At 35.8% G+C, this 18,924-nt stretch carries 17 protein-coding genes; 10 read left to right on the forward strand and 7 right to left on the reverse strand.

Translation table 11 applies throughout. The features are described from left to right. Positions 1-14: 14 nt before the first annotated feature. Complete coding sequence (locus OMO38_RS12275; protein WP_264750469.1) at positions 15-728, reverse strand: Crp/Fnr family transcriptional regulator; 714 nt, start codon at positions 726-728, stop codon at positions 15-17. A gap of 90 nt (positions 729-818) precedes the next feature. Between OMO38_RS12275 and OMO38_RS12280 the strand changes: the two genes are divergently transcribed. The 9 genes from OMO38_RS12280 to OMO38_RS12320 all read left to right on the forward strand — a co-directional run bounded on the left by OMO38_RS12280 (position 819) and on the right by OMO38_RS12320 (position 10,869). Continuing rightward, the gene (locus OMO38_RS12280) at positions 819-3,197 is read left to right on the forward strand and encodes a heavy metal translocating P-type ATPase (RefSeq protein WP_264750470.1); all 2,379 of its coding nucleotides are present in this window, start codon (positions 819-821) and stop codon (positions 3,195-3,197) included. A 109-nt stretch (positions 3,198-3,306) separates the two neighbouring features. Continuing rightward, complete coding sequence (ccoS, locus tag OMO38_RS12285; protein ID WP_264750471.1) at positions 3,307-3,534, forward strand: cbb3-type cytochrome oxidase assembly protein CcoS; 228 nt, start codon at positions 3,307-3,309, stop codon at positions 3,532-3,534. Positions 3,535-3,539: 5 nt separating this feature from the next. Beyond that, a complete protein-coding gene (gene ccoN, locus OMO38_RS12290) occupies positions 3,540-5,801 on the forward strand; it encodes a cytochrome-c oxidase, cbb3-type subunit I (RefSeq protein ID WP_264750472.1) in 2,262 nt (753 codons plus the stop codon). Positions 5,802-5,814: 13 nt separating this feature from the next. Then, complete coding sequence (locus tag OMO38_RS12295) at positions 5,815-6,012, forward strand: cbb3-type cytochrome oxidase subunit 3 (protein ID WP_264750473.1); 198 nt, start codon at positions 5,815-5,817, stop codon at positions 6,010-6,012. 10 nt (positions 6,013-6,022) lie between these two features. Further along, the gene (locus OMO38_RS12300) at positions 6,023-6,901 is read left to right on the forward strand and encodes a c-type cytochrome (RefSeq protein ID WP_264750474.1); all 879 of its coding nucleotides are present in this window, start codon (positions 6,023-6,025) and stop codon (positions 6,899-6,901) included. 99 nt (positions 6,902-7,000) lie between these two features. Beyond that, positions 7,001-8,455, forward strand: coding sequence for a cytochrome c oxidase accessory protein CcoG (ccoG, locus tag OMO38_RS12305; protein ID WP_264750475.1), 1,455 nt, complete (start codon positions 7,001-7,003; stop codon positions 8,453-8,455). A gap of 12 nt (positions 8,456-8,467) precedes the next feature. Continuing rightward, positions 8,468-8,920, forward strand: a complete 453-nt coding sequence (locus tag OMO38_RS12310) for a FixH family protein (RefSeq protein ID WP_264750476.1) — start codon at positions 8,468-8,470, stop codon at positions 8,918-8,920. Further along, positions 8,911-9,675, forward strand: a complete 765-nt coding sequence (locus OMO38_RS12315; protein WP_264750477.1) for a sulfite exporter TauE/SafE family protein — start codon at positions 8,911-8,913, stop codon at positions 9,673-9,675. Before OMO38_RS12310 ends, OMO38_RS12315 begins: the two co-directional genes overlap by 10 nt. Before the next feature lie 177 nt (positions 9,676-9,852). Further along, on the forward strand, positions 9,853-10,869 hold the full coding sequence (locus OMO38_RS12320; RefSeq protein ID WP_264750478.1) for a hypothetical protein: 1,017 nt from the start codon (positions 9,853-9,855) through the stop codon (positions 10,867-10,869). Positions 10,870-10,883: 14 nt separating this feature from the next. On the opposite strand, the gene OMO38_RS12325 is transcribed toward OMO38_RS12320, so the two are convergent. From OMO38_RS12325 to OMO38_RS12350, 6 genes are all read right to left on the reverse strand, one after another. Beyond that, positions 10,884-11,594, reverse strand: a complete 711-nt coding sequence (locus OMO38_RS12325; RefSeq protein ID WP_264750479.1) for a hypothetical protein — start codon at positions 11,592-11,594, stop codon at positions 10,884-10,886. A gap of 276 nt (positions 11,595-11,870) precedes the next feature. Beyond that, positions 11,871-13,139, reverse strand: coding sequence for a serine--tRNA ligase (gene serS, locus OMO38_RS12330; RefSeq protein WP_264750480.1), 1,269 nt, complete (start codon positions 13,137-13,139; stop codon positions 11,871-11,873). Between the two features lie 96 nt (positions 13,140-13,235). Then, positions 13,236-13,745 carry a hypothetical protein gene (locus OMO38_RS12335; protein WP_264750481.1) on the reverse strand — a complete coding sequence of 170 codons (510 nt, stop codon included), beginning with the start codon at positions 13,743-13,745 and terminating at the stop codon, positions 13,236-13,238. 32 nt (positions 13,746-13,777) lie between these two features. After that, positions 13,778-15,676, reverse strand: a complete 1,899-nt coding sequence (gene asnB / locus OMO38_RS12340; protein WP_264750482.1) for an asparagine synthase (glutamine-hydrolyzing) — start codon at positions 15,674-15,676, stop codon at positions 13,778-13,780. A gap of 2 nt (positions 15,677-15,678) precedes the next feature. Next, positions 15,679-16,911: an oligosaccharide flippase family protein gene (locus OMO38_RS12345; protein WP_264750483.1), complete on the reverse strand. Its 1,233-nt coding sequence runs from the start codon at positions 16,909-16,911 to the stop codon at positions 15,679-15,681. Further along, positions 16,911-18,041, reverse strand: a complete 1,131-nt coding sequence (locus OMO38_RS12350; protein WP_264750484.1) for a glycosyltransferase — start codon at positions 18,039-18,041, stop codon at positions 16,911-16,913. The genes OMO38_RS12345 and OMO38_RS12350 overlap by 1 nt, the downstream gene beginning before the upstream one ends. Positions 18,042-18,095: 54 nt before the next feature. Here OMO38_RS12350 and OMO38_RS12355 point away from each other — a divergent pair, with 54 nt between their 5' ends. After that, on the forward strand, positions 18,096-18,923 hold the full coding sequence (locus OMO38_RS12355) for a class I SAM-dependent methyltransferase (RefSeq protein ID WP_264750485.1): 828 nt from the start codon (positions 18,096-18,098) through the stop codon (positions 18,921-18,923). Position 18,924: the final 1 nt, after the last annotated feature.

Raw genomic sequence — 18,924 nt, forward strand, 5'->3', positions numbered from 1 at the left:
GTATGTTGTATGATTTATAAAACTACGTGACCGAGTTTCATGAGTTTATCGTGATTCAGAATCTTAATATTTCTTCCGTCAACTTCGATGAGTTGATCTCCTTTAAATTCAGAAATCAACCTGATAGCACTTTCTGTAGCGGTACCGATTATATTAGCGATCTCCTCTCTGGTTAAAGAAATTTTTATGAAACCTTCAGGATCTGTACCTAATTTCTGTTCTAAAAGAATTAAAATCTCAGCCAGTCTTTCTCTAACGGTCTTTTGTGCAAGGAATGTAATTGTATTTGAAGATTCGCCCAGTTCATAAGCGATTTTTTGAAGCATAATAAATGACAGTTGAGGGTCAACTTCAAGAAGATCCATAAAAACGTCAGCCGGTAAAAAAGTACATTCGATATCAGTCATCGCTTCAGCTTTAGCCTGAAAATTTTCACCACAAAGCAGAGCACGATATCCAATGATGTCGCCTTCTTTTATAAATCGTAAAATCTGATCTTTCCCAAAAGACCCGGACTTCGACAGTTTAGCAGCTCCTTTTTCTAAAACATATACTCCTTTTGGAATTTCACCATCATCAAAAATGATGTCATGTTTCTGAAAACTGAACTTCTTTTTTGCACCTAAGTATCTTTCAAAATCAGTATTGGAAAGCCTTTCTTTGAAGGATTTATCGTTAAAAACCCTGGCAAATCTTTCTTCAATAGCAATTTGTTTTTCCTGCGACATTTTAATATGACATTTATCACAAAAATAGAACATTTAAACTCTATAAACAAAAAAAATTGTTATAATTTTGTCAGTCAATAATTTATGAAGGTGAGCGAGAACTGTTTTCATTGTGGACAAGACATAGAAAAAGAAAGAATTTCTTTTGACGACAAAATTTTCTGTTGCAACGGCTGCAAATCTGTCTACGAAATTCTGAATATCAACAATCTAATCAATTTCTACGAATTAAATAAACGAGCGGGAATTCGCCCAAGTGATGAAAATTCTTCTCAATTTGATTATCTTGACACACCGGAAATTTTCGAAAAAATCACAGATTTTTCAGAAGGAAATACCAGTCTTGTCACTTTCAAAATCCCGGTGATTCACTGCTCATCCTGCATCTGGCTTTTAGAAAGTCTTCATACTTTACATCAGGATATAAAATATTCTCAGGTCAATTTTACGAGAAAGACCTTACAGATCTCATTCAACCATAACGATTTAAAATTAAGCGAATTAGCTAAATTTTTAACCAATCTTGGGTATAAACCTGCCATCAGTTTAGAAACTGCCGAAAAAAACGAAGATCATTTAGACAAATCGCTATTAATAAAATTGGCAGTTGCCGGATTTGCATTCGGAAACGGAATGTTTCTGGCCTTCCCGGAATACATTGGAGGCGAAGATTACTGGATGGATCAGTATAAAAATCTTTTCAGGTTTCTGATGTTTTTGCTTGCAATCCCTGTTGTATTTTATTCAGCTTCCGATTACTACAAATCTGCCTGGTATGGTTTAAAAAATAAAATCGTCAACATTGATGTACCCATTGTTTTGGGAATTTTCGTGCTATTCGGACGAAGCGTTTATGAAGTAGCAACAGATTACGGACCAGGATATTTTGACACTTTGTGCGGACTTTTATTCTTCATGCTTTTAGGAAAAATGTTCCAGAAAAGAACCTACAGCTCGCTTTCTTACGACAGAGACTACAAATCGTTTTATCCTATTGCTGTTACTAAAGTGGATTTTGGAGGTAAACAGGAAAATATTTTATTATCTGAAATTAAGATCGGGGACAGAATTTTAGTAAGAAATCAGGAAATCATTCCTGTTGATGCCATTCTGATTAATGGCGAAGGAAATATTGACAACAGTTTTATTACCGGAGAAAGTGAAAGCATCAGTAAGCAGCCTGGTGACAAGATTTTTGCTGGAGGAAAACAAATTGGGTCTTCTCTTGAGTTGGAAGTGATCAAAAATGTGGATCAAAGTTACCTGACACAGCTTTGGAACAAGGAGGCCTTTAAAAAACATGAAACCGGATTAGACACTTTAATCAATAACATCAGTAAATATTTTACATTTATTATTTTAGTAATTGCTTTAATATCAGGAATTTACTGGTCATTTATCGATTTAGAAAAGATGTTTCAGGTGATCTCTGCAATCCTGATCATTGCCTGTCCGTGTGCATTGGCACTTTCATCACCATTTACATTTGGCCATATTATGAGAATTTTAGGGCGAAATAAATTTTATGTAAAAGATACTTTGACGATTGAAAAAATTGCAAAAATCAACGCAATCGTTTTTGATAAAACAGGAACCATTACCGAAAGAAAGAAAACCAATATTAAATTTGAAGGCTCAGAGATTTCTGAATTTGATTTACTGAATATTAAAACTTTACTGAAAAATTCAAATCATCCGCTTTCGAAATCACTGTATGAATTTATAGAAATCAATGACGAGTATTTTCCTGTGGAAAAATTCAACGAGATTTCCGGAAAGGGTTATGAAGCAACTGTAAGGGGAAATATGTACAGGATTGGTTCTGCAAAATATAATAATCAGGAATCTAAAAATCTTGAAACTGCTGTCTACATCAGTAAAAACGATGAGTTTTTAGGTAAATTTATCTTTAAAAATGAATACCGTGAGAACCTTAAAAATCTTTTCACCAAATTAAATCTTTACAAAATATTCATCTTGAGCGGTGATAATTCTTCGGAGGAAAACCAGCTTAAAGCCATCATACCAAGTGTCAGTTCAATGGCCTTTAACCAAAGCCCGGAAGATAAGCTGAATTATATTCAAAATCTTCAGAACACTGGTATGAAAGTAGCCATGCTGGGAGACGGACTGAATGACGCAGGCGCATTGAAGCAAAGCAATGTAGGAATTGCTATTTCTGATGACACTAACAGTTTTACGCCATCATCTGACGTAATTATGAACGGTGAAAAAGTTTCTCAACTTAATAATTACCTGGACGTCTGTAAGGGATCTATCACCATTGTTAAATTAACATTCGTAATCAGTTTTCTTTATAATATTGTCGGATTGAGTTTTGCAGTAACGGGGCATATGTCTCCATTATTTGCTGCGATCTTGATGCCGCTAAGTTCGATCACAGTGATTTCATTCACTACACTTTCGACCTGGATTTTGGGTCGCAAACATTTCAGAAAAACCGCTTAAACAGCCTTATTTAGACTGATTTTAAATTAGCAAGAACCCATATTTCGTGATTAATGTCATTATTTTTCACTAATTTTGAACCCCGAAAATAGGTTAATTTTGTTGTCTAATGGATATTCTATATTTAATGATCTTATGCAGTGCTTCTTTGGCTGCAGTTTTCCTGATCGTATTTATAGTAAATGCGAGAAAAGGGCAGTTTGAAGACGACGAATCTCCGGCCGTACGTATACTTTTTGATGATGAAGTGAAGGAGGATAAGAAGGTAGATTCGGGCAACAAAAACGAAAGAGAGGAAAAAGGAGAAAATAATAAAATTGAAGAAAAAAGTGAATAGTTAATATGGAGACACAAAAGTTTAGTTATGACAACAGTATTGTTCGGGCATTCCTATATGCGACCATAGTTTTTGGAATTATAGGATTCTTGTTTGGGCTTACTGCGGCATTAATGCTTTTCTACCCTGAACTTCCTGAATTTTTATTCGGGACAGATGATACGACGATCAAAAGTCTTTCATCAGGAGATATTCAAGGTTTGATCAACACCCATGGCGCGTTTGGTTTTGGAAGAATAAGAATGCTTCACACCAATACTGTAATTTGGGCATTTGTATGTAATATCGTTTATACCGGTATTTATTACTCATTACAGAGATTATTGAAAACAAGAATGTACAGCGATACATTATCATGGGTTCACTTTTGGACATGGCAATTGATGATTGTTGCTACGTTCATCACATTCTTTATGGGGATCAACACCTCAAAAGAATATGCAGAACATGAGTGGCCAATCGATATATTAATTGCATTCTCTTGGATTATATTCGGTGCGAATATGTTCCTTACTATTGCAAAAAGAAGAGTAAGACACTTGTATGTAGCTATTTGGTTCTACATTGGTACCTGGATCGCAGTAGCAATGCTGCACATCTTCAATAACCTTGAAGTTCCTTTATCATTCTCAGGATGGAAATCTTATTCTGTGTATGCTGGTGTAAAAGATGCTATTGTACAATGGTGGTATGGTCACAATGCAGTTGCATTTGTACTGACTACGCCGGTTCTTGGTTTGATGTACTACTTCTTACCAAAAGCAGCTGACAGACCCGTATTTTCATACAAGTTATCAATTATTCACTTCTGGTCATTAATTTTCGTTTATATCTGGGCAGGACCTCACCACCTTCAGTACACAGCTCTTCCGGCTTGGGTACAGGCGGTATCTACCGGTTTCTCAATCATGCTTATCGCACCATCTTGGGGAGGTATGCTGAACGGACTTCTTACCTTAAGAGGAGCCTGGGATAAAGTAAGAGAAAACCCTATATTGAAATTCTTCGTTGTTGCAGTTACCTGTTATGGTATGGCAACTTTTGAAGGACCGCTATTAGCAACAAAAAACATCAACAAAATCGGTCACTTTACTGACTGGGTTATCGGTCACGTACATTTAGGTGCATTAGGATGGAATGGTTTCATGGCATTCGGTGTAATCTATTATCTGGTACCGATCATGTGGAGAACAAAAATCTGGTCTGTAAAATTAGCTAACTGGCATTTCTGGTTAGGTACATTAGGAATTATTTTCTACGCAGTGCCAATGTATATTGCAGGATTTACCCAAGGTTTAATGTGGAAGCAATTCAATCCGGACGGAACTTTATTATGGAAAAACTGGTTGGATACTGTAACTGCAATTATTCCCTATTTTAAATTAAGATTCGTAGGAGGTTTCCTATATCTTTCTGGAGGTCTGTTAATGGTGGTTAACGTTTTTGCTACGGTTAGAAAAGGATCATTCCAAAAAGAAGTTCCTGCAGAAGCTCCGGCTTTAGCAATTATCAGCAAGAAAAGAAAAGAAGGAGAAGGTACTCACCTTTGGTTAGAAAGAATGCCGGTTTTATTAGGTATTTTATCTTTCATCACGATATCTATCGGTAGTTTAATTGAAATTGTACCAACCCTTTCATTAGATAAAAGCGTACCGACAATTTCGGCAGTAAAACCTTACTCGCCACTGGAATTGGAAGGTAGAGATATTTATATCCGTGAAGGCTGTAATGCTTGTCACTCGCAGATGGTAAGACCATTCAGAGATGAGATTGTAAGATTTAACGGTAAAAACGGACAGTATTCTAAGGCAGGTGAATTCATCTATGACAGACCATTCCTTTGGGGTTCTAAGAGAACAGGTCCGGATTTGCACAGAGAAGGTGGTAAAAACCCAAGTTCGTGGCATTACAAACACATGTACAACCCAAGATCTACATCAGCAGGTTCTATCATGCCTCGTTACCCTTGGTTGATCGCTACTAACCTAGACAGATCTAAGATGGTTGACAAAATGACGTTAATGAAAAAATCTTTTGAAGTACCTTATACAAAAGCTCAGATTGACTCTGCAGATAAGTGGGCAGACAATCAGGCAGCAAAAATTGTAAAAGATATCTTCTCTGAAGCAGCCGACTTAAAAACGGAATATGCTAAGAGACCGGATGTAAAACTTGAAAAGAAAGAAATTGTAGCGTTAATCTCTTATCTGCAAAGATTGGGTACAGATATTAAAACGACAGAAATAAAAACTGCGAGTAATAACTAAACATTAGCGTATCATGATTCCTCAGAACTTTAAAGATATATTATCCAATACTGAAAATGCAAGTTTGTATCAAACTTTGGCTCTGATTTTCTTTATGTTGTTCTTCATTGCTTTGGTAATCTATGTTTTTAGCAGGCCTAAAAAATATTACAGAGAAGAAGAGCACGCACCGCTGGAGGATGACGAAGATGATGTTAATTTGAAAAATTAAACTATTTATTATGAGACAAAGAACACCTGTTTTTGTAAACATTTTAATAATAACAGTATTACTGGTAATCTTTTATTATTTGTTTGTACAGAGCTACTCGTTTTTAGCTTCACCATATTTCTGGGGAACTGTGGTGATCAGTGCAATTTTGGCATACATTCACAGTGCAATCGGAGATTTGATTGAAAACAATAAATTTAAAAAACTAACTGCAGAAGAAAAGTCGGCTTATCTTAATGAAAAGAAAATTCCTTTCCTTAAGAGACAGTATGATGCAGCTTTCAAAAAGCAATCTGAAACTGAAGAGAAAGATATTCTTATCGATCACGGTTTCGACGGTATCATGGAGCTGGATAATCAGCTGCCAAAATGGTGGGTAGGTTTATTCTGGTTTGGTACGGTATTTTGTGCAGTGTATATATCTGCTTATTCATTTACAGATTTCGCTCATCCATTGACTGAATATGAAGTTGAATACAAAGAACAGATCGCAAGCATCGCAGCTTATGAAAAAGATCAGCCACAGGTAACGATAGAAACTGCAGAATTTTCTGAAGACAATATCGCGGCAGGTGAAGAGGTTTTCAAAACAAACTGTGTGTCTTGTCATTCAGACGGCGGTAAAGGTGGAATTGGTCCTAACCTTACAGATAATTTCTGGCACAATCAACCTGAAAAGACATTATTCAAAAACGTATTCCACGTTGTAGAAAATGGAGTTACAGGAACTGCAATGCAGGCTTGGGGTAAAAACGGTGTACTTACAGGAAGAGACATTCAGAATGTTGCAGCGTATGTATATCACATTAACCAGGAACAGCCACCAATTACTCCGGCTCAGGGCGGTGCACCAGCATACGGTGACGAAGCGAAGTGGGAGAAACAGTAAATTAAAACTTAAGATAAAATGATTAAACATAATTTGTTATTAAATTAAAAAATAGTAACGAATTATGTTTTTTCTTTTTTTAAATAAAACCAAACTATAATGTCAGATAAAGAAGAAGAAATTCTACGCGGCGGACAGGGACAGGTTTTAGATCCTGAAACTTATAGAGATTCTATAGGTACAATGGAACAATCCGGAAAAAGAAAATGGGTTTTTCCTAAGAAACCAAAGGGTAAATACACTAATTACAGAAACTTCGTCAGTTATTTGTTGCTGGCTGTTTATTTCATTGTGCCGTTCATCAAGATTAATGGCAATCCTTTCTTTTTATTTAATGTAATTGACAGAGAATTTTTCATCGTGGGGCAGCCTTTCTACCCGCAAGACTTCTTCATCCTTACTTTGGGAGCTATTGCCTCTCTCCTATTTATCATCATTTTTACGATTGCATTCGGAAGAATTTTCTGCGGGTGGATATGTCCTCAGACAATTTTTATGGAATCTATTTTTCGTAAAATCGAATATTTAATAGAAGGCGACCGTAATAAGCAGATGAAGCTTGACAGACAGGAGTGGAACAGCGAGAAAATCTGGAAGAGAAGTTTGAAATGGTCAATTTACGTTGTCATTTCATTGATCATTACGCATTTCATGTTCATGTATATCGTAGGCTATGAGCAGGTGCTCAATATTGTTTCTGACGGACCTTTCACCCATCCTACCAATTTCATTGTGATGATTCTTTTTACTGCTGCATTTTACTTTGTATTTGCGTGGTTCAGAGAGCAGGTCTGTACATTGGTCTGCCCATACGGAAGACTGCAGGGAGTTTTGATTGATAAAGAAACCATCAACGTATTTTACGATTTCAACAGAGGAGAAAACCGTTCAAAATGGAGAAAAGGTGAAGACCGGAAAGCTGCAGGGAAAGGTGACTGTATAGACTGTTATCAGTGTGTAGTCGTTTGTCCGACGGGAATTGATATCCGTGACGGTCAGCAGCTGGAATGCATCAACTGTACTGCATGTATCGATGCATGTGATGAAGTAATGGAAAAAGTAGGTTTACCGAAAGGCTTGGTACGTTACGCTTCAGAAAAAGAAATTGAAACCGGAGCACCGTATAAATTTACAGGAAGAATGAAAGGCTTTGCCGTAGTTCTTGTCTTGTTAGTTGGATTTCTCGGATATCTTCTTTCCAGCCGTGGCGAGATGGAGGCTAAATTCATTAAACCGGCAGGAAGTACATTCTTTGTAAGAGAAGGTAAAATTACCAACACCTACAACTATACTTTCCTGAATAAAACCAACGATAAGAAAATCGTAACCATTAAAGTAATCGAACCTGCAAAAGGAGAAATCAGCTCCAGTGGATCAAGCAGGATTACTGTAAACAGAGATAAGATTACAAAGGGAACTATCAACATCAGTTTTCCCGAAGATGCAATGAAACTGTCTAAACAAAACATCAAAATCGGTGTTTATGATATGAAGGGAGAGCTCATTGATTCTTACGAAACCTATTTTGAAGGTCCATTTAAATTACAATTTTAATTTTCTATAAAAATGAAAAATTTCACTTGGGGACACGGTGTATTTTTAGCACTAGGTTCTTTTATTATATTTATTTTATCAATGCTTTTCTTATTTCCGAACGGTCAAAAAAACTCGGAAATGGTTACAGATAAGTATTACGAAGAAGAGTTGGAATATCAAACCGTTATCGATGCAAAACGGAGAGCAGATACATTACAGGAAAAGCCTGTATTCTCTCAGAATGCAGACGGAATCAAAATGACTTTTCCAAAGAATATCAACAACGCAAATTCTACAATAAAATTTGTGCTGAACAGATCAGACGATCAGAATTTAGACATCAAAAGATCTGAGCAACTCGATGCCAATCAATCATTCACTATACCTGCCAAAGTTTTGACAAAAGGAAATTATACGTTGAGATTGATGTGGAATACCAACAAAACAGACTACCGACTCGATTATGATGTGATATGGAAATAGCATTTGTGGTTTCGGCGATTGCTTTAGGCTTTGCTTCCGGCTTTCACTGTATCGGAATGTGTGGTCCAATTGCACTGTCGATGGGATTGACTAAAAAGCAGGCAACGAATTTCTATCTTCAGAATTTAACGTATCAGTTTGGAAGAATTTTCACCTACGCATTGCTGGGAGGGATTTTAGGGATTATCGGTGAAGGTTTTGAGATGGCAGGTATTCAGCAGTATTTAACGATTGCTGTAGGACTTTTGCTCATTGTGATGGCATTATTTTCATTTGGAGGAAAAGACTTTGCTTCAAAAATTCCTTTTCTTTCTAAATTTTTATTTAAAGTAAAATCCAATTTAGCCAAACTTTTACAGCAAGCAGATTACCGTTCAAGATTCACTACCGGAATTCTTAATGGATTTCTTCCGTGTGGAATGGTCTACATGGCACTGACAGCAAGCTTAGCCGCCGGCGGTATTTGGCAGGGAGCTTCATACATGGCTTTATTCGGACTGGGAACGCTTCCATTCATGTTTACCGTAGTCTTAGTCGGAAACTTAATGAATCAGGCTTTCAGACTTAAAATTTTAAAAGCTGTTCCGGTAATCATGATCATTTTGGGAGGATTATTTATTGTGCGAGGTTTGGAGTTGGGCATTCCTTACATCTCACCACGAGCTGAAGCGATGACGATTTCTAAAGACAACAAAGGGGAATGTCATTTACCGGGAGATCACAGTACACATCCGCATAATGCGAACTGTCATTAACTTTTCAAATCTTTTTAGCTTTTTCAGTAAAAAATTGCCACAAATGCACGAATTTTAATTTCGCATTCTTCAACAGTAAATTTTTTCTTAAATTTAATGATTAAACTAGGTGTTTTTGCAATCAATATGAGATCGCAAAGCCAAAATCCTTAAATTCAAATCTTGTTTCTTTTATCTATGAAATTCAGAATATTCATTTTACTAAATCTTTTATTTCAGACTGTATTTTCCCAAAAAGGAAAAATCATCAACAACCAATCGACGGCTTTTGAAATCTCAGATAAAAACGGTAAAATTGAATTCATTGTTTTCGATACAGATTTAACCCAAAAGAAACCCGTGTTCCTATGGTGTCAGGGTTCACTTCCCTATCCTCTTTATGTCAGCTCAAAAGAAGAAGGAATTTGGCTGATTGGTGGCGGAATTACAAATTTCGACGTCTCCAGTATTGTCAAAAATTATCACCTGGTTATTATTTCAATGCCCAGAACTCCATTGATAGCTGATGAAAAAGAAATCAATGAGTCTTACTGGTATTTTGGAAATTCAAAAGATAAAAACATTCCAACTGTAGAATTTCAAAAATCCGACTATCTTGAAAACTATGTAAACCGCGGACTTGCTGTTTTAAAATTTCTTAAAAAACAAAAGTGGGTAGATAACAGCAAGCTCGTTGTAGCCGGATCTTCTCAAGGGTCTAAAGTTGCTACTAAAATTGCAGTTGCCAATAAAGACGTTTCGAAACTGGGGCTTTTTTCCGCAAATCCTTTTGGAAGAATCGATCAGAATATCAGAGATTACCGAAAAGATGCAGAGCAGAAACTGATCACATGGGAGAAAGCGAACGAAGGTATCGAAAAGGAATATCAAATGTTCAGAAATGCCCATGATCCAAAAAAACTCGAAGAAAAAACTGAACTGCTTGCCTGGAAATCTTTTTCTGTGCCAATACTTGATGATTGGCTCAATTTCAACAAACCGATTTATCTGGCCTATGGAACTCATGATATCGCGAGTGACCTGAATGATATTGTTCCGTTATATTTCATTCGTGAGCATAAAGATAATTTAACTTTAAAAAGACACTTAAATCTTGAACATAATTTCTTTGAAGTCGAAAATGGAAGAGCTAATCACGACAAACCGCATTGGGAAGAAGTGATGAATGATTTTGTGACCTGGACGCTGAAATAAAGTTTGTCAGCTTACTAATGCCTCTTTAATCTTTCAGTTATTAGAGACAATACAAACACAAACAGTAGCGGAACCAGCACTATTTTTAGGAAAGTGACTAAAATATTAAATCCTGAAGAATTTGAGAGTAAGATAAAATTTAACGGAATGAAAATTTTGCACTCATTGGTTTGAACATTGGTCAGAATTTTAAAATTTTTATCACGGATATACTCATTCACACTTTGCTTCAGATCCCGATTGTATTGCTTTTTTCCTTCGTCTGAAACCCAAAAGACAGAATATGATTTATTTTCGATAGCATCATCTTCGATTGCCTTAAATCGTTTATTATTTATTGTATACTGATAAAAGATTTTTGCGACTGATTTTCGCCTTTTACCTCCTTTCCAGCAGACATCAAATTTAGAAATATTCCCTTCTACCTCTTTCCAGTGAGGATGAATAATTTTGAATTCTTCATACTGAATTCTAGGTGATAAAGAATAAATAAACATTAAAATTGCATAGACTCCACCCAAAAGAAACAGAAAGGATTTTCTTACAAAACTCCTCCTGAAAACAGTCACATATACAATGATACTTATGAGAAGCGCCAATGCGAACATTGATAGTGGATTGATTGCTATAATTACCAAACCAAATAAAGGAAAAATAATTATGGATACCATGTAGTCTGATCTTTTCTTCCAACCATATCCTTTATTTTGATTATTAAAATTCATTCTTAAATTCTTTATTGTAGAGGAAATATCAAACATCTGCTGATCTCTTCTCCTGAATCACAAAAGTACATTTAATTTGAAATACTCTCACATTTGTGATCCTCCTAACATTTAAATATCCTTTATTTATTTCAAAAACATCGTACAGGTTCAAACGTCACATCCCAACCCTAATCTTTTGAAATTCTTAAATTAAATATTAGCTGCAACATACTTACTGTACCAAAACAAAAGCCACCCGGATAGGATGGCTTTGATTTATTTATAAATAAAATATTAGTTGATCAATTCAAATCTAGCATACTCTGCAATCTTCTTAGGAAGTTTAATACCATCTTCAGTCTGGTTGTTTTCAAGCAACGCCGCCATAATTCTTGGCAATGCCATGGCAGAACCATTTAATGTATGCACTAACTGAGTTTTTCCGTCAGCTTTGTAACGGCACTTCAATCTGTTGGCCTGGAAGGTTTCAAAATTTGAAACTGAACTTACTTCCAGCCATTTTTCCTGAGCCGCGCTCCAAACCTCGAAATCATAAGTCATTGCCGATGCAAAACCTGTATCTCCACCACACAATCTTAAAACTCTGTAAGGCAATTCAAGATCAGTAAGGATTTCTTTGATGTGTTCTACCATTTCTTCCAGAACAGCGTAAGAATTTTCAGGCTTTTCCAATCTTACAATTTCTACCTTTTCAAACTGATGAAGACGGTTCAAACCTCTTACATGAGCTCCGTAACTTCCCGCTTCTCTTCTGTAGCACTGAGAAAATGCTGTGTTTTTGATAGGAAGGTCTTTCTCGTCCAGCAAAACATCTCTGTATAAATTCGTCACAGGAACTTCCGCTGTTGGGATTAGATACAAATCATCTGCATTAATATAATACATCTGACCTTCTTTGTCCGGCAACTGACCGGTTCCGTATCCTGAAGCTTCATTCACAACGTGAGGAGGATTGACTTCCAAATAACCGGCATCAACATTTTTATCTAAAAAATACTGAACCAATGCTCTCTGTAATCTCGCTCCCTTTCCGAAATAGACAGGGAAACCAGCTCCGGCAATTTTCACACCCAGTTCGAAATCAATTAAATTATATTTTTTCGCCAGCTCCCAGTGAGGAATTGCACCTTCGCCCAAACCTTCAACATCATGAGACTGATAAATTATTTCATTATCATCTGCAGAAACTCCAGCCTTTACCAATTCGTAAGGCACGTTCGGAATCTGATACAGAATATGTAAAAGCTTTTTTTCAATCACTTCCAGTTGTGACTTCAATTCTGTGCTCGATTCTTTGAACTGTGCAGTTTTAGATTTTGAGGCTTCAGCTTCTTCTCTTTTCCCTTCTTTCATTAGAATTCCGATCTCTTTAGAGATTTTATTAATTTCTGAAAGCTGAGAGTCTAATTCAAACTGAATTCTTTTTCTCTCTTCGTCAGTAACGATTGCCTCGTCTACCAACTCAAGACCCTTGAATTGTCTTTTTTGAAGACCTTCTAAAACGCGTTCTTTGTTTTCGCGCAAAAAATTGACTTGTAACATAAAGTGTTTTATAGATTAAGGTTCATCAGAAGTTAAATATCAAAAACTTATTGAAATTTTAACCTCAAAAACGAACTGTTGATGCAAATTTAAAGATTATTTTGTGATTCTCACGATATTACGATTTTCCGAATCTTTAGTAACGGGTAAATCAATTTCTTTGTACATAACTTTCGACACCTCAAAAACCGTCGGCGTCCAACGGTAATGGATTTCTAAAGTATCATTGACAGCTTCGTTAAACGTAGTATCTGTTATTTTCTTAGTCAGTGCTACTCTGATTCTGGAACGGTAAACTCTTTCGTCAGAATCTCCCCCACTCTGCAACTCTCTTGTAGCGCCGGCAATATATTCTAAATAATTTCTTGAATCGGCATCTGTTTTTGGTGAAAAACTTACTGCAGCAATATCGGTGGGAGCTAAAACGTCGTTCATGGCAACTGTTGTGTAAGATCCCACCGCATTCGGAACCAACAAATCTTTACCATTGGCATCCTGAATATAGAAATTCATGATCTGATCAATTTTCTGAATGGACTCTTCGTCACTTCTACATCCCAAAAGTGCAAAACATACAAGTAAAATTCCAAAAAGTAGATTCTTCATAGTACAAAGGTAAAATTTAAATTAAACTGATTTTACTGATTTTCAAAATATTTCTGATACCAAAGTTCAAAAGTGACCAATTGCCAGATTTTCACATAATCATACTCGTCTTTCTGGTTATTCCACCATTCATCGATAACATCTCTGTTAAAGAAATTTCTTTTTTTAAGGCTTTCTAAATTTTCTAAGATAAAATTCTGAATCTTCTGATCATTTTTAATAAAATGAGCCAGTGGAAAAGAAAATCCGCGCTTGGGCATGTTCAGAACTTCTTCGGGCAAATAACTTTCAGACACTTTTCTTAATAAGGGTTTATTTTTAGTTCCATTAAATCTTACTTCTTGTGGTAAACTTGAAACGTAATCGATCAAATCATTACTCAGATAAGGATATCTAAATTCCACTCCGTACTTCATTGCGCTGAGATCATCACGGAATACATGATGCGAGGATAGAGAATATTTCATGTCATATTCAAACAATCCCTGATAATCTTTAGTTTCAGAGAGGTGGAACTTTTTTAAACTTGGATTGATTCGACTGTAAATTTCCTTTTTAAACACTGTTTTCGCCTGCAACGGTTTCATACCAACCTGACTCTGTCTGAAAAAATCAAACATAGAATCCTGAGAAAAATAATTTTTAACTTTCTGCGAAAAATGATCTTTTGTAAAAATGAAATTTCTTACAAAATTGAAATTCTTCATTAAAAGCCATTTGTTAAGTTTCAGAGAATGAGAATATCCAGCAAACAGTTCATCTGCACCATTTCCGCTGAGAACAACTTTAAAACCTAAATTTTTAGCATACTCTGCGGCATTCATTAAAACTTCCAGGCTGCTGTAGGGCTCTTCAAAATGTTGAATATTTTCTTTTAACTGTTCTAAAACTTCATCATCCGACACTTTTTTAATGTGATGTGGAACCTTAATTTTATCAGCAACCAACGACGCATTTTTGATCTCCTCTTCAGAAAACGGATAAGCAATCGTGAATGCACTGATATCATTTTTAAATGGCTTTGATTTCGCAGTTATTAAGGTTGAATCTATTCCACCGCTCATCATACTTGCCACTGGGACGTCGGCGTAAAGCTGTTCCTCCACACTTTCAGAAAGTAATCTGTCAATTGCTGACACAGCTTCCTCCATAGCAATATGATTTTTTTGCTTAGGAAAGTTCCAAAAAAACTCTTTTGTAGTTTTAAAATTATTCAGATCAACTGTCATGAATGACGCCGGTTCCAAAGAGAAAATATCTTTGAAACAGGTGTCGGGAGCCAAAGTTGTCTGAAAAAGAAAATTGGTATAAACACCTTGCCAGTTGATTTCGGGTTGTATATATTCATTTTTAAGAAGAGATTTTATTTCAGAAGCCCATAGAATAACATCTTGGTTTTTATAATAAAAGAGAGGCTTCAAACCTACTCTGTCTCTTGCAAGGATTATTTTTTTTTTATCTAAATCGATCAGTGCAATGGCAAACATTCCGTCGAATCTTGCAAACATTGCAGTTCCCCACCTTTCGTAAGACTTTAGAATAACTTCGGTATCTGAATTACTGCTGAAAACGTAACCAATATCTTCAAGCTCCTTTCTTAATTTTTTAAAATTATAAATTTCACCATTGAAAGTTAATGTGATGCGCCCATTTTCTGAAAGCATTGGCTGATGACCTTTCTCCGACAGATCTAAAATGGAAAGCCGACGGAATCCCAAGGCGAGTTGAGATCTTTCTTCTTTTAAATCAGGAAACAACTCTTTGATTTTTTGCGTGGAGCCTTCACCCGAAAAAGATTGTCCAGAAAATCCGTCAGAAAGCCAAAACCCTTCATCATCCGGACCGCGGTGTTGGATGGCTTTATTCATTTCTAAAATATTTTTCGAAGAAATTTCTTTCTTAAATGAATAATAACCGCAGATTCCGCACATAATCAGATTTTTTTGGATTCGTAAAAATACGCAAATGCAGGCAAAATTCCTGATAAGGCGAGACATCCGAAAGTCACATAGGAAACCCCTCTCAGACCATATTCAGGAATAACAAGATAAAGGCTGAGCGAAGTTGCAAAAAGCAGAAAAGCAGAGATGGATAAATTCCACATGGTTTTGCCTATCGAAGCCAACATATAAACAAACAGCACCCTGAAAAGCAGAGAAATTACCGCTGCAAACAAAAGTATTCTGTAAATTTCCGTATTCTGATACTGATGCCCGAAAATAGAAAGAATCTGGTTATCGAATAACAAGCCAGCCACCAAAACAATAGTTCCAACAACAGCAAAAAGCTTCCAGTAATTCAATATAAACTGATACTGATATTTTCTGTCGCGATGGTGCTGGCATAATTTGGGATATTCAGTCTGCATAAAAATAAATCCCAAAACCAAAATATTCACCGGAATCATAGAACTGACCTTGTAATACGCAACGTCCTGGTCTTTCATCAGCAGTCCTATAAAAAACAGGTCCAGAATAAAAACAAGTTCACCTATTTGAGTGGTAAGTGCCGTCGTCCAGGAAAACCGCCAGAATTCTTTTGTCTTAAAATCTTTAAATATTATTTTTTTTAAGGAGAAACTCACCTTTCGGTTATAGGCAAAAATTAAAAACGGAGAAAAACAGAGACTGAAGATAAATCCGTTTAAATTCCAAAGATAAGTACATAAGATTCCTAAAATCAGAGCCGTTACTGACATAAAAATATCAAATTTAGCAAATGTCAGATTGTCTAAATCTGCCCTGTATTCCGCTTTTTTCTGTTCGACAAGATAGATTCCCAAAAATCTGATGCTGAATAAAAGAATCAGTTTAATTTTTGCAAACTCGTCCCAATACAAAATCCCGGAAATCACCAACATGAGGACAGTAAGAACTAAGTTATAAATCAAACCATAAGAAAAAGCATAACGGAATAGCTGCTTTTTCTGAAGAGAATTCTCAATTCCCGAACCATATTTCACTACACCCTGTGCTGCACCAAATCCTGCAAAGGCTAAAAATATGGTGAGAAAATTTAATCCAAATGTAGCTGCTCCGAAATCTTCCTTCGATAAGACCCTCGCTACAAAAACACTCAATAAGAATGCAGAAAGTCTTGCGATGAGTAAAGATAAACCTACCCAAATTCCTTTCTTGGCAATGAAATCTTTAATAAAAGTGACCATTATTTCAGTACAGATTCATAAATTTCAGAAAAGGCAGTTGATATTTTGTCCTTACTGTATTTTTCTTCGATTTGCTGATGTAAAATTTCAGGACTGGCAAAATCTACTTTGCATAATAACATTTTTTCCATGGCTACATAAAGACTTTCTACATTATCTTTCTCCACCAAAATACCTGCGTTTTGATTTACAAATTCAGGCACTCCACCTACCTTAGAAGATATTACAGGTATTCCACAGGCATTGGCTTCTACTAAAACACAGCCTTGAGTTTCGTTTTCACTGAAAAGTATTAAAGTATGAGATTGCTGCATTTTTTCAGCAACTCCCGACAGAGGCAATAGTCCAAATGTTGAAATATAATCAGTGGCAGAAAAAGAACTTATCTGTTTTTCAAGATGTCCGAAATCACTTCCACCAATGTCTAGACGGAACTTATAGCCTGCGTCAAAAAGTTTTTTCGCTGTCTCTATAATTTTATCCGGATTTTTCCTTTCCACTAAAGAAGAAACGTGTAGAAAAGTAAAAATTTCTCTTTTTTTCACTTCCTTATTCAGCTTGAAAACATCAGTATCAACAACATTTGATACAACCTTTATCGGTCTTTTAACACCTAAAACAACCAAACCTTTTTTGAGATTTTCACTTACAGGTAGAGCTGCAGCAGAATGATTGGCAATCCATTTGGCGAAAAAACGCCACAGTTTTCCATGAGCATCAGACGCATTTTCCTGATAGGCAGTCCAGTGTTCTGAGATGACAAAAGGTATTCTAAATTTCTTTGTGAGATAAACTGCGAAGAACATTGAATTGTGAAGAACATTGGCATGAACCAAATCAGGCTTTTTCATTTTTGCAAATCCCATTTTATAGGCAGTCATTCTGCGGTAAAAATTCTGAAGAGGATTTTTTGAATTTCTGTAGTAGACGATTAATGTTCTGATCCCATTAATGACCTGATCATCCATGAGATATTTATCTTTTTGGTGAAAATCACCGATAGAGTGCAAAATTTCGACGTGATGTTTTAAAGATACAGCTTCAGCATGTCTTTGAACAAAATTTCCATTGGAAGGTTCAACTTTGTTTGGAAACCAGGAAGAGATGAAGAGGATATTTTTTCTTTCCAAAATTTTATTTAAATGTATCTTTGTTTATCATTACATCAAACGAATCTAAGCAAAATGAACGCTAAAATTAATAAATTTCTTTCTTTTATTCGCATAATTATTAATAAGCCAAGCTTAGTGAATATTGTTCTAAACAGTCCCTCTGTTTCCGAAGAAAGATTTAAAAAATATTATCCTCATTTTACATCATTACCTCAGATTGACATCGACCAACTGAGCGAAGAAATCCCAGTGAGTATTGACACTTTTATTCTTGATGGTGGATCTTTGATTACAGATTTACAGTTGCTGTCTGCGCTTGCTGCAAAAAATGAGGTCAACTCATATCTTGAAATTGGTACTTGGCGTGGTGAAAGCGTTCACAATGTTGCAAAGCATGTCGCAGACTGCACGACGATTAATCTGTCCATAGAAGAAATGAAAGCTATGAGATTAAGTCAGGACTATGCAGAACAGCACGGAATTCTTTCCAGCAAAAATCCAAAGATTCTGCATCTTGGTGCCAACAGTAAAACTTTCGACTTTGCTTCGTTAAACAAAAAATATGATTTAGTTTTTATCGACGGTGAGCACAGTTATGAGATGGTTTTAAACGATACACAAAAAGTTTTTAAACATCTTCTTCATGAAAATTCTATTGTGGTTTGGCATGATTACGCTTACAGTCCTCAAAACATCAGATATGAAGTGTTTCAGGCAATATTAGATGGTGTAGGTGATCATAATCATGCATTTCTTTACCATCCAAAAAACACCTTATGTGCAGTCTTCACAAAACAGAAGATTGCCTCATCATCAACCTTTGATCCGATGAAGATTCCTGAAAATATTTATACTGTTACAATAGAAAAGGAAGCATTTATTTCAACACTTCATTCCTGAA

The sequence above is a fragment of the Chryseobacterium kimseyorum genome (assembly GCF_025971945.1).
GTDB classification, from domain to species: domain Bacteria; phylum Bacteroidota; class Bacteroidia; order Flavobacteriales; family Weeksellaceae; genus Chryseobacterium; species Chryseobacterium kimseyorum.

Bases quoted from the DNA above. Each gene is read 5' to 3' on its own strand.
- OMO38_RS12315 (WP_264750477.1), top strand. From the start codon at position 8,911: ATGGAAATAGCATTTGTGGTTTCGGCGATTGCTTTAGGCTTTGCTTCC.
- OMO38_RS12310 (WP_264750476.1), top strand. From the start codon at position 8,468: ATGAAAAATTTCACTTGGGGACACGGTGTATTTTTAGCACTAGGTTCT.
- ccoS (WP_264750471.1), top strand. From the start codon at position 3,307: ATGGATATTCTATATTTAATGATCTTATGCAGTGCTTCTTTGGCTGCA.
- OMO38_RS12300 (WP_264750474.1), top strand. From the start codon at position 6,023: ATGAGACAAAGAACACCTGTTTTTGTAAACATTTTAATAATAACAGTA.
- OMO38_RS12295 (WP_264750473.1), top strand. From the start codon at position 5,815: ATGATTCCTCAGAACTTTAAAGATATATTATCCAATACTGAAAATGCA.
- OMO38_RS12345 (WP_264750483.1), bottom strand. From the start codon at position 16,911: ATGGTCACTTTTATTAAAGATTTCATTGCCAAGAAAGGAATTTGGGTA.
- OMO38_RS12275 (WP_264750469.1), bottom strand. From the start codon at position 728: ATGTCGCAGGAAAAACAAATTGCTATTGAAGAAAGATTTGCCAGGGTT.
- ccoG (WP_264750475.1), top strand. From the start codon at position 7,001: ATGTCAGATAAAGAAGAAGAAATTCTACGCGGCGGACAGGGACAGGTT.
- asnB (WP_264750482.1), bottom strand. From the start codon at position 15,676: ATGTGCGGAATCTGCGGTTATTATTCATTTAAGAAAGAAATTTCTTCG.
- serS (WP_264750480.1), bottom strand. From the start codon at position 13,139: ATGTTACAAGTCAATTTTTTGCGCGAAAACAAAGAACGCGTTTTAGAA.
- OMO38_RS12320 (WP_264750478.1), top strand. From the start codon at position 9,853: ATGAAATTCAGAATATTCATTTTACTAAATCTTTTATTTCAGACTGTA.
- OMO38_RS12335 (WP_264750481.1), bottom strand. From the start codon at position 13,745: ATGAAGAATCTACTTTTTGGAATTTTACTTGTATGTTTTGCACTTTTG.
- OMO38_RS12355 (WP_264750485.1), top strand. From the start codon at position 18,096: ATGAACGCTAAAATTAATAAATTTCTTTCTTTTATTCGCATAATTATT.
- OMO38_RS12325 (WP_264750479.1), bottom strand. From the start codon at position 11,594: ATGAATTTTAATAATCAAAATAAAGGATATGGTTGGAAGAAAAGATCA.
- ccoN (WP_264750472.1), top strand. From the start codon at position 3,540: ATGGAGACACAAAAGTTTAGTTATGACAACAGTATTGTTCGGGCATTC.